Consider the following 10,862-nt stretch of genomic DNA (forward strand, 5'->3'; position numbering starts at 1 on the left):
GCGTCGTGCTGTTCGTGGGGCTACGCCGGCGGGTGGAGGCCCCCGGGGCCGCGGACCCAGCCGGCCGCCGTGAGGGCGCGCTCCGTGGGCCCGGCCCGGTGGCTGCCGGCCGGTGAGCCGCCGTCGACCTGCCGGACTGTGGCGCGCGGGAGGCGGCCGTCCCGCACCTGGACCGCGGCCGCCGACGCCGCGGCCGTGAGGAACGCCTCGTCGTCCGTGAGCCCGAGCACCGACCGACCGCCGCGCTCGACGAACAGCGCCGGCGCCGCGTCGACCAGCACGACGAACGCACCCGCCCGCCGCGACGGCCGCGGCCCCTCGGCCGGGCCCGGCCACGGCAGCGCCGCCCCGTACGGGTTCGCGGGGTCCGCGGCGGCGAGCACGTGGACCACCGGGGTGCCGGCGGCGGTGCCAGTGCCATCGGCGTCGTGACCGGCGGCGCCGTGGCCTGCGGCGCGCAGGTCCTCGTGGCGCCCCGCGTCGGGCCGTGTCTCACGCCCCGCCTCGCGAAGCACCTCGAGCATCGCGGGCAGCGCGAACTGCGCGCCGCCGAGGCCGTCCACCACGTAGCCGCGCCGGACCTGCGCCGCGTCCTCGAGCCGGCGCAGCACCTCGTAGGCCGCCGAGAACCCGCCCGCGAGCTCACTCACTCCCGACGAGTCCCGGGTGAGCACTCCGTGCGTCTCGACGAGCTGGGCGACTCGGGCCGCGAGCGCGACGGTCGGGTCGGGGGCGGCCGGTGCGGACCGGCGGACGAGCGACCAGCGGCCCGCGAGGTCGGCGGGCGTGGCGGCGAGCGCGGAGCGGGGGCGGACGGCGGCCGTCGCGCGGCGCCTGAGGCCCCCGCGGACAGGGCGCGGCGGCCGCGGCGCGGTGCGGGAGCGGACCGGGCCGGACGCCTGCGTCGCACGGCTGCGCGCGGCGGCAAACGTGTCCGAGGTGACGATGCCGGCGGTGGCCAGCCACCACAGTGCCTCGCCGACGGCCGGGGCGTCGACGGCGGCCGGGGCGTCGACGGCTGGAGACCGACAGTCGCTGCCGTCCGGGACCGCGTCGCCGGGCCGGTCGGCGGGCAGCGTGCCATGTGACGAGGCGGCGGAGGGGCCGGTCGTCCGGGCGTGCTCGTCGTCGGGCTCCCCGAGGTCCCACGGGTCGTCCGGGTCCGGCGCCCGGACCGCGGCGACGAGGTCCGCGAGCGTGCGGGATGCGCCGTCCGACAGGGCCCGGACGACGGCGCCGAGCAGCGCCTCGGAGGGGACCCGCTCGTCGGCCGCGACCCCGGAGCCCGACCCGTCCCCGCCCGCCGGCGCCGACCACGAGTCGGTCGGCGGGGCGAGGTCGGCCACGGCGTCCGACGGCAGGAGGATGACCTGGTCCGGCGCGGCCGGCGACGTGCGCGGGCCGCGGCCGACCCACACGACCTCGCCGTCGGCGACGAGCTCGTCGAGCAGACCGGGTCGGTACCCCGGCACGCGGGAGGGCAGCACGTGCGTCTCGAGGCCCGCGAGCGGGAGGGGCTGCCCGGCGAGTCGGTCGACGACGTCGAGCAGCGCGGCCGCGGTGGTGTCGTCGGATGCCGTGTCGCCGGATGCCGCGGGGACGGATGCCGCGGGGACGGATGCCGCGGGGACGGGGGCCGTGCTAACCGGCTCCGGCGCAATCCCGTGCCACCGCAGCGTCGCGCGGGCGAGCACCTCGGGTTCGATCGCGTCCACCTCGCCGCGCAGCAGCGCGAGCGAGCGGCGGCGGATCCGGCGCAGCACCTCGGCGTCGACGAGCTCGAGCCCGTCGGCGTGCCCGGTCACGCGCCCGGCGACGAGCACCTCGGCGCCCACGAGCCGGTCGAGCGGCGCCCGCAGCACACCGACCGGCAGGTCGTACCGGGCCGCGACGTCCGCGGGGGTGAACGGTCCGTGCGTGCGGGCGTAGCGGCGCAGGAGGTCGCCCAGCGGGTCCGGCACGTCGTCGGCGAGCTCGGCCGGGACGCCGGCGGGAAGCACGACGCCGAGCGCCCCGCGCACCCGGCCGGCGTCCTCGACCACCACGAGGTGCGGCTCGCCGCCGACCTCGACCTCGAGCACGCGTCCGGCCCGCGCCAGCTCGGCGACGAGGGCGTCGACGTCGTCCGGGTCCGCGAGCCGTTCCGCGAGCTCGCTGCGCGGCAGGGGGCCGAGGCGGCGGACGAGATCGATGGCCGCCTCGGCGTCGTGCGCCCGGCTCGCCTCCGTGAGGAGGCCGACCTCCGCGGCGACCTCGGTGACGGCGCGCGGGTCGAGCACGTCGACGAGGTCGGCGGTGTCGCCGCCGATCAGCTCGGCGAGCAGGGACGTGTCGAGCGCGAGGGCCGCCGCCCGGCGCTCCCCGGGCGGGACGTCCTCGCCGTAGAGGAACCGCGCGGTGTAGCCCATGAGCAGCGAGCGCGCCCAGGGCGACGGGCGCGGCGTCGTCACCTCGACGACCCGGACGCGGCGCGCGGCGACGGCCGCCATGAGGGCGGTGAGCGCGGGGACGTCGTAGTCGTCCTGGAGCGCCTCGCGGACGGCCTCGAGGGTGATAGGGAACTCGGGGAACTTCGAGGCGACGGCGAACAGCGCGGCCGCCCGGTGCCGCTGCTGCCACAGCGGCTGCCGCTTGCCCGGGAACCGGCGGGGCAGGAGGAGCGCGCGGGAGGCGGCCTCCCGGAACCGGGCGGCGATGAGCGGGGACCCGGCGAGTGCGGCGACGACGCGGGGCCGCACGTCGTCCGGGTCGACCAGGAGGTCGTCGGGGCCGAGCTCCTCCTGGGCGCCGGGCGGGAGGCGCAGGACGATGCCGTCGTCTGCGGCCTGCGCCTGTGCGTCCACGCCGGTGCGCTCGCGCAGCGCTGCGGCGAGCAGGAGGGCCCACGGGGCGTTGACGCGCCGGCCGGCGAGGGAGTGGACGACGACGCGCCAGTCGCCCAGCTCGTCGCGAAACCGCTCGACGATGATCGTCTCGTCGTCCGGCACCGCGCCCGTCGCCGCGCGCTGGTCGGCGATCCACGCGCTGATGCCCGCGGCCGTCTCGGGGGCGAGGACGAGGCCGTCGGCGCCGCCGCGGGGGTCGTCGGTGCGTCGCTCGTCGTCGGGGAGCAGCGTGTCGTCAGGGCCGCGCGTGCCCGACTGCGTGCCCCAGGTGCGGGCGGCGGCTCCGATCGCGGCCCCGAGCGTGGCCGGGCGGCCGAGCGTGTCGCCGAGCCAGAACGGCAGCCGGCCCGGGCGGCCGGGGGCGGGGGAGACGAGGACGCGGTCGGCGGTGATCTGATCGATGCGCCAGGTCGAGTTGCCGAGGGTGAACGTGTCGCCGAGCCGGGACTCGAAGACCATCTCCTCGTCGAGCTCGCCCACCCGGCGGGCGCCCGCGGACTCGCCGCCGGAGAGGTAGACGCCGAACAGGCCGCGGTCGGGGATCGTGCCGCCGGACGTGACGGCGAGGCGGGCGGCCCCCGGGCGGGCGCGCAGGAGACCGGCCGCGCGGTCGTGGACGATCCGGGGCCGCAGCTCGGCGAACTCCTCGGCGGGGTAGCGCCCCGAGAGCATGTCGACGACGCCGTCGAACGTCGCCTGCGTGAGGTCCGCATAGCTTGCCGCGCGCCGCACGCGGGTAAGCGCCTCGGCGGGCGAGAGGTCCTCGACGGCGACCATCGCGAGCAGCTGCTGGGCCAGCACGTCGAGCGGCGTGCGCGGCAGCGTCGTCGCCTCGACCTCGCCGGCGAGCGCGCTGCGGGCCGCGACGAGGGTGGGGAGCAGCTCGGCGCGGTGGACCGGGAGGAGCACGCCGCGCGACGTGCCGCCGACCTGGTGACCCGCCCGGCCCACGCGCTGGACGGTGGAGGCGACCGTCGGCGGGGCGCCGATCTGGACGACGAGGTCGACCTCGCCCATGTCGATGCCGAGCTCGAGGGTGGACGTGGCGACGACGCAGCGGAGCGCGCCCGACTTCAGCGCCTCCTCGGCGATCGCGCGCTCGGACCGGCTCATCGAGCCGTGGTGGGCTCGGGCGAGGACCGGGTCGAGGCCGAGCGACGTGCCGGACTGGCCGGGGACGGCGGCCGGCCACGCCTCGCCCTCGCCCGACACGCCGGGTCCGCCCCGGCGGCGGTCGTGCTCCTCGTTGACCTGGGCGGCCAGGCGCTCGGCGAGGCGGCGCGAGCCGACGAACACGATCGTCGACCGGTGGGCCTCGACGAGGTCGACGACGCGGGCGGCGACGTGCGGCCAGATCAATGGCGGTTCGGGGCGGCCGGCGAGGCCGGCCGCGTCGTCCGGGCGGTCGGGGACGGGGGGTTCGCCGTCGGGCGGGATGTTTCCGGGTGCGGGGCCGGGTGCCGCGAGGTCGGCGACCGGGAGCTGGATGTCGAGCCGGAGCCGCCGCGGGGACGGCGGGGCGACGACCCGGACGGGGCGGCCTCCGTCGTCCTCGCTGCGCACGCCGGCGAGCGCGCGGGCGACCTCCTGCGCCGGGCGGACCGTGGCCGAGAGGCCGACCCGCTGGACCGGGACCGGGGTGAGGGCGTCGAGGCGTTCGAGGCTGAGGAAGAGGTGCGCGCCGCGCTTGGTGCCGGCGATCGCGTGCACCTCGTCGACGACGACGGTCCGCACGTGCGCGAGCGCCTCCCGCGCGGCGGACGTCAGCATGAGGAACAGCGACTCGGGGGTGGTGATGAGGATGTCCGGCGGGCGGGAGACGAGGCGGCGCCGGTCGGCGGGCGAGGTGTCCCCGCTGCGGACCCCGGTGCGCAGCTCGGGAAGCTCGATCCCGAGGCGCTGTGCCTCGGCCCGGATCCCGCTCAGCGGGCGCTCGAGGTTCCGCTCGACGTCGACCGCCAGGGCCTTGAGCGGCGAGACGTAGAGGATCCGCGTGCGTGCGGCCTGGTCGGGGACGGGCTCGGCGAGCATCTCGTCGATCGCCCAGAGGAACGCGGCGAGGGTCTTGCCCGAGCCCGTGGGCGCGACGACGAGCGCGTGCTCCCCGGAGGCGATCGCCTCCCACGCGCCGGTCTGCGCCGGGGTGGGTGAGTCGAAGGCGGCGTCGAACCACGCGCGGGTCGCGGGTCCGAAGGTCACCGGGACATCGTCGCAGCAGGGGCCGACAGCGGTGGACGGGGACGGGTGGGGCCGTTGACCGTGCGGCGTCCGTCTCACCGGCGCGCCCCGCGGGGCCCGGGGCGCCGGGCGGTGGGACGCTGGCCCCGTGAAGCGCTCCCAGTTCACCGCCGTCGCGCGCGAGGTCCTCGGCGAGGCGACGGCGTCGTCCTACCTCGCCGACCTCACCCTCGCGGGCGTCGGCTACCGCACGGCGAACGAGGCGCTCGAGCAGGGCGTCCGCCCCCAGGACGTGTGGGACGCGATGGTCGACGAGCTCGGCCTGCCCGACTCCGCGCGCTGGCACCACCGCCGCGAGATCGACGAGTAGCGGGGGCACGCCTCCGCCCCGGGCACCCGACGCGCACGGGCGCCTCGTCGGCATCCGCGACACGCCGGGTCCGCCTGTCGCGCTCGAACATCTGTTCGGCGTAGCGTGCTCACAGGTGACGACGACTCCTGCTCGTCCACAGACCGGTGGCGGGCGGGAACGGATGTCGGTGGTCGGACATAGCGTCATCCCAGGCAGCGACCCGGAGAGGGACCCGCCCTGACAAGGCCAGCCCGTGACCGTCCAGACGGGGCGCCCAGCGTCCCCAGCACAGAGGTGAGAGACATGCCCGCTCCCGCAGCAGACCGCAGCAAGGCCCTCGAGGCCGCGCTCAGCCAGATCGACCGCCAGTTCGGCAAGGGGTCCGTCATGCGCCTCGGCGACGAGACGCGGCCCAAGGTCCAGACGATCCCCACCGGGTCCGTGGCGCTGGACGTCGCGCTCGGGATCGGCGGGCTCCCGCGCGGCCGGATCGTCGAGATCTACGGCCCGGAGTCCTCGGGAAAGACGACCGTCGCCCTGCACGCCGTGGCCAACGCCCAGCGCAACGGTGGCATTGCCGGGTTCATCGACGCGGAGCACGCACTCGACCCGGAGTACGCGAAGAAGCTCGGCGTCGACACGGACGCGCTCCTCGTCTCGCAGCCGGACACCGGTGAGCAGGCGCTCGAGATCACCGACATGCTCATCCGCTCCGGCGCGCTCGACATCGTCGTGGTCGACTCGGTCGCCGCGCTCGTGCCGAAGGCCGAGATCGAGGGCGAGATGGGCGACAGCCACGTCGGCCTCCAGGCCCGCCTCATGTCCCAGGCGCTGCGCAAGATCACCGGCGCCCTGTCCGCGTCCGGCACCACCGCGATCTTCATCAACCAGCTGCGCGAGAAGATCGGCGTGTTCTTCGGCTCGCCCGAGACCACCACGGGTGGCAAGGCGCTGAAGTTCTACTCGTCCGTGCGGCTCGACGTCCGCCGGATCGAGACCCTCAAGGACGGCACCGACGCGGTCGGCAACCGCACGCGCGTCAAGGTCGTCAAGAACAAGATGGCGCCGCCGTTCAAGCAGGCCGAGTTCGACATCCTCTACGGCCAGGGCATCTCCCGCGAGGGCGGGCTCATCGACCTCGGCGTCGAGAACGGCATCGTGCGCAAGTCCGGCTCCTGGTTCACCTACGAGGGGGACCAGCTCGGCCAGGGCAAGGAGAACTCGCGCCAGTTCCTCAAGGACAACCCCGAGCTCGCCGAGGAGATCGAGAAGAAGATCCTCGTCAAGCTCGGCATCGGCGAGGCGCCCGAGGAGCCGGCGGCCCCCGTCGAGCCGCTCGGCACCGACGAGCCGATGGCGCCCGTCAAGGCCCCGGCCGCCGGGCGCAAGGGCGCGGCCGCCGACCGCGCCGAGGTCCCGGTCTCCTTCTGATCGTCAGGCAGGACGACGCCCCGCCCCCGCGACCGACGGTCCGGGGGCGGGGCTGCGTGGGGACGGATCCCGCGGTGGCAGGCGGCGCGGTGACGGCCCGCGCGGTGGCAGGCCGCGTGGTGACGCCCCCCGCGGTGGCAGGCGGCGCGGTGGCGGGCCGGCTCGGGCATCGGCGACCGCTCGGGGGCCGGCGTCGGCGAGTGTGGAGGGAGCTCACGTGACGAGCGAGCAGAGGGGACAGAAGGCGCGCGAGCAGAGGGGACAGAAGGCGCGCGAGACGGCGGGGAGGAACGCGCGCGAGGATGCGGCGGGGTACGACGACGAGGACCCGCTCGAGGCGGCCCGCGCGATCGCCCTGCGCTCGCTCGCTGCGGCCCCGCGCACGCGCGCGCAGCTCGCCGAGAAGCTGGCGGACAAGGGCGTGGCCGGCGACGTCGCGGAGACGCTGCTCGACCGGCTCGCCGCCGTCGGGCTGATCGACGACGCGGAGCTGGCCGACCGGTTCGTCCGCACCCGGCACGCCGAGCGACACCAAGGGCGGCGGGCGATCGCGCTCGAGCTGCGCCGCAAGGGCATCGAGGACGAGGTGGCGGCGCGTGCGCTCGACCAGCTCGGCGACGAGGACGAGGAGAGCGCCGCCCTCGAGGTGGCCCGCGCCCGGTTGCGCGCGACCCGGCGGCTCGACCCGGCGGTCCGGTACCGCCGCACCGCCGCCGCGCTCGGGCGTAAGGGATTCTCCGGCGACGTCGCGCGGCGGGCGATGCGCACCGCGCTCGACGAGGAGGAGATCGACATCGAGGACGGGGCCGGCGCGGGGGACCTTGACGCCGACTGATCTCGGTCACACCGGCTGAATTGGCCCGTGTGCGTCCGGTTGGGTACGGTCGTCCGCCGGCGCGCGGCCTGTCCGGGAGGCACTTCCGCTCGGGACACGCGCCCGTTCGGGACATGCACCCGTTCGGGACTCGCGCCTGCGCGGGACGCCGGCCGCCCCGCGCACGTCGTGCCGCTGCACGTCGCCCCGTCGCTCCTCGTGAAAGGTCCCCATGCCCGTCCGCGCCCGCCTGCTCCCGACGACGACCGGAGCCGTGCTCCTCGCCACCGTGCTCGCCGCCTGCGGCGGGTCCGACGAGCCCACCGGCGCGCCCCAGCCCCCGCCCGCCGCTCCCGCGGCACCGGAGGACGTGCCCGGCGAGGGCAGCGCGACTGACGGAGCGGACGACTCGAGCAGCGACGACGGCGACGGCGGCGCAACGGACGGTGCGGATGGCGCCACCAGCATGCCGTCGGGCGCCGCGGCGGTGCTCACGCAGACGCCGGACGTCGAGCTCACCGAGGTCGAGCAGGATCGCTCGACCGTCATCTCTGCGTTCGACCAGGAGATCTCCGTACCGCAGGCGGGCACCGTCGACACCCTGCCGGTCGACGTCGCCGAGCAGATCCTCGCGGAGGACCCGAGCGACGAGACCGAGTTCGGCGACGCCGAGGAGGTCGCGGCCGCGGAGGGGGAGACTTTCGTCGTGGCGATCGTCCAGGTCGACGACCCGCGCTGGGAACCGGTCGACGACGAGATCGAGTCGTACGAGGCCACGGAGAACGTCGTGCGGGTCGAGGGGAGCGAGGTCGACCTCGACCTCGAGCTCACGCCCGGTGAGCAGGTCACCGTCGTGCTGTCGGTGCCCGACGACGCGGCACCCGAGGACGTCGTCCTCGAGAGCGTCGCGTTCGACGTCAGCCAGGAGATCAGCCTGCTCGACGGGACCCGGACCGCCTCCGGCGTCGAGGAGATCTATGCGCGGCCGACCGACGTCGAGGTCGGTGAGGGCGCGGAGTGGAGCCACGACTACGAGACCCGGTACGGCGGCATGACCCAGACGGGCCAGCTGACCGGTGGCGTCCTCACCCCGTTCGTCCCCGAGGTCGGCTGGGCGAACCCGGGCCACGTGTTCCTCGGCGTCGACGTGACGACCCAGGAGCCCCCGAGCCCGCACTACGACGAGTCGACGATCCGGCTCCGGCTCGCGGACGGCTCCACGGTCGAGCCCGAGACGAACACCAACGGTTCGGACGGCCCGTTCACGCGGCGGGTCTGGTTCCAGCTGCCGGTCGACGCCGCGGAGGCCGTCGTCGAGGTCTCGATCGTCATCGGGCTCGGCGGCGAGATGCACGACATCGCCGTCGCCGAGGTCCCGCTGACGATGGTGGGCGGCGCCTCGGGCGAGGGTGAGCCGGGGAGCGAGTCGGCGAGCTAGCCGACCAGCGGGCCAGCCGACCAGCGGGCCAGCCGACCAGCGGGCCAGCCGACTGGCCAGCCGGCCGACCAGCGAGCTAGTCGGCCTCGACCGTGAGCGCCGGGTCGTGCTTCTTGGCGCGGGCCGCGGTGTGCGGGTCGAGGAACTTCGCGAGCGCCCCGGCGATCGTCGTCAGCGTGAGGTTGAGGATGATGAAGATGCACGCGACGACGAACAGCGACGGCAGCAGGTTGGCGTTCGTCGTTCCCACGAGCCGGCCGTTGAGAAGCAGCTCGGAGTAGCTGACGAGGTAGCCGAGCGAGGAGTCCTTGAGGATGACGACGAGCTGGGAGACCATCGCCGGCATCATCGCCACCAGCGCCTGCGGCAGCTCGACGATCCGCAGCGACTTCCCGCGCGGCATGCCGATCGCCAGCGCGGCCTCCCGCTGACCGCCCGGCAGGGTGTGCACGCCGGAGCGCACGAGCTCAGCGATGACCGCCGAGTTGTAGAGCGTGAGCCCCACGACGACGGCGAGGAACGGCGCGTCGCGCTGGTCGAACAGGGCGCCGTCCGGCGCGAGCGTGCGGGAGAAGAGGATGTTGAAGAACAGCATGAGGACGAGCACGGGGACCGCGCGGAAGAACTCGACGATCGTGCCCGCGATGCCGCGGACGATCGGGTTCTGCGCGAGGCGGCCCAGGCCGAGCACGAGGCCGACGATGTTCGCGAGCACGATGGCGACCGCGGCGGCCCGGATGGTCGCCATGATGCCGGGCAGGTAGTTGTTCTCCCAGGTCGACCACTCGGCGAGCGGCGCCCACTTCTCGCTGGTGAACTGCCCCTTCTCGTTGAGGGCGTCGATGATGAACCAGGCGATGCCGAGGATGACGACGAGGCCGACGATGTTGACGATCCAGATGTTCCGGCGTGCCTTGGGGCCGGGGGCGTCGAAGAGGAGGCCGGGCTGCTTGCTCATCGCTTCACCGCCAGCTTGCGCGAGAGGAACGTGGCCAGCAGGCCGATCGGCAGGACGAGGGCGACCCAGCCGATGGCGAACAGCAGGAAGATCGCGACCATGATGTCCGGCCGGAACTCGATGGCCGTCGACATCATCCCGGCGGCCGTCGTCACGCCGGCGGCCTGGGCGACGGTCGAGTTCTTCGTCAGGGCCACGAGGGTGGAGCCGAGCGGGGCGATCGCGCCGCGCAGGGCCTGGGGCAGGATGACGATGGTCATCGTCTGCGCGAACCCGAGGCCGACGGCCCGGGAGGCCTCGGCCTGACCCGTGGGCACGGTGTTGATGCCGGAGCGCAGGGACTCGCAGACGAAGCACGCGGTGTACAGCGAGAGGCCGAGGACCGCCAGGTACATGTTGTTCCGGGCGAGCCAGCCGTCGACCTCGCGGTCGACGAGGATGATCTGCAGCTGCCCGAACAGCACCTGCGAGCAGGCGAGGATGATGAGGGTGAGCGGGATGTTCCGCACGACGTTGACGTACGCGGTGCCCGCCCAGCGCAGGGACGGCGCGGGGCTCACGCGCATGACCACGAGGATCGTGCCGAGGACGAAGGACAGCACGGCCGCCCAGAACGTCAGCTGCACGTTCATCCAGTAGCCCTGCAGGATGTCCGCGCCGTAGGTGTCGATCAGGTCGCGAAACCCGTCGATGATGGCCCCCACCCGGAGCTCCCCTCGGTGTCGTGTCGGTCGCGGGGGGGGGGGGGGGGGGGGGGGGGGGAGGGGAGGGGGGGGGGGGGGGGGGGGAGGGGGGGGAGGGAAAGG

7 protein-coding genes are annotated in these 10,862 nt (G+C 75.2%); 4 read left to right on the top strand and 3 right to left on the bottom strand.

The window, feature by feature from the left end:
* Window positions 1-20 precede the first annotated feature (20 nt).
* Window positions 21-5,084: a DEAD/DEAH box helicase gene (locus ACPYO6_RS00970; protein ID WP_425713012.1), complete on the bottom strand. Its 5,064-nt coding sequence runs from the start codon at window positions 5,082-5,084 to the stop codon at window positions 21-23.
* Between the two features lie 127 nt (window positions 5,085-5,211).
* Between ACPYO6_RS00970 and ACPYO6_RS00975 the strand changes: the two genes are divergently transcribed.
* The 4 genes from ACPYO6_RS00975 to ACPYO6_RS00990 all read left to right on the top strand — a co-directional run bounded on the left by ACPYO6_RS00975 (window position 5,212) and on the right by ACPYO6_RS00990 (window position 9,098).
* On the top strand, window positions 5,212-5,433 hold the full coding sequence (locus tag ACPYO6_RS00975; RefSeq protein ID WP_425713013.1) for a DUF3046 domain-containing protein: 222 nt from the start codon (window positions 5,212-5,214) through the stop codon (window positions 5,431-5,433).
* A 285-nt stretch (window positions 5,434-5,718) separates the two neighbouring features.
* Window positions 5,719-6,846, top strand: a complete 1,128-nt coding sequence (recA, locus tag ACPYO6_RS00980; protein WP_425713014.1) for a recombinase RecA — start codon at window positions 5,719-5,721, stop codon at window positions 6,844-6,846.
* Between the two features lie 217 nt (window positions 6,847-7,063).
* Complete coding sequence (locus tag ACPYO6_RS00985) at window positions 7,064-7,681, top strand: regulatory protein RecX (RefSeq protein ID WP_425713015.1); 618 nt, start codon at window positions 7,064-7,066, stop codon at window positions 7,679-7,681.
* A 211-nt stretch (window positions 7,682-7,892) separates the two neighbouring features.
* Entirely contained in the window at window positions 7,893-9,098 is a 1,206-nt protein-coding gene (locus tag ACPYO6_RS00990; protein WP_425713016.1) for a hypothetical protein, read from the top strand.
* A 76-nt stretch (window positions 9,099-9,174) separates the two neighbouring features.
* Here ACPYO6_RS00990 and ACPYO6_RS00995 read toward each other — a convergent pair whose 3' ends face one another.
* Together ACPYO6_RS00995 and ACPYO6_RS01000 are read right to left on the bottom strand one after the other, a co-directional pair.
* Window positions 9,175-10,056 carry an amino acid ABC transporter permease gene (locus tag ACPYO6_RS00995; RefSeq protein ID WP_425713017.1) on the bottom strand — a complete coding sequence of 294 codons (882 nt, stop codon included), beginning with the start codon at window positions 10,054-10,056 and terminating at the stop codon, window positions 9,175-9,177.
* The gene (locus ACPYO6_RS01000) at window positions 10,053-10,748 is read right to left on the bottom strand and encodes an amino acid ABC transporter permease (protein ID WP_425713190.1); all 696 of its coding nucleotides are present in this window, start codon (window positions 10,746-10,748) and stop codon (window positions 10,053-10,055) included. Before ACPYO6_RS01000 ends, ACPYO6_RS00995 begins: the two co-directional genes overlap by 4 nt.
* Window positions 10,749-10,862: the final 114 nt, after the last annotated feature.

The organism is Georgenia sp. Z1344 (assembly GCF_049856295.1).
Lineage (GTDB): Bacteria > Actinomycetota > Actinomycetes > Actinomycetales > Actinomycetaceae > JB111.

Excerpts from the sequence above, each read along its gene's own strand:
- ACPYO6_RS00990 (WP_425713016.1), top strand. The coding sequence starts at position 7,893 with ATGCCCGTCCGCGCCCGCCTGCTCCCGACGACGACCGGAGCCGTGCTC.
- recA (WP_425713014.1), top strand. The coding sequence starts at position 5,719 with ATGCCCGCTCCCGCAGCAGACCGCAGCAAGGCCCTCGAGGCCGCGCTC.
- ACPYO6_RS00995 (WP_425713017.1), bottom strand. The coding sequence starts at position 10,056 with ATGAGCAAGCAGCCCGGCCTCCTCTTCGACGCCCCCGGCCCCAAGGCA.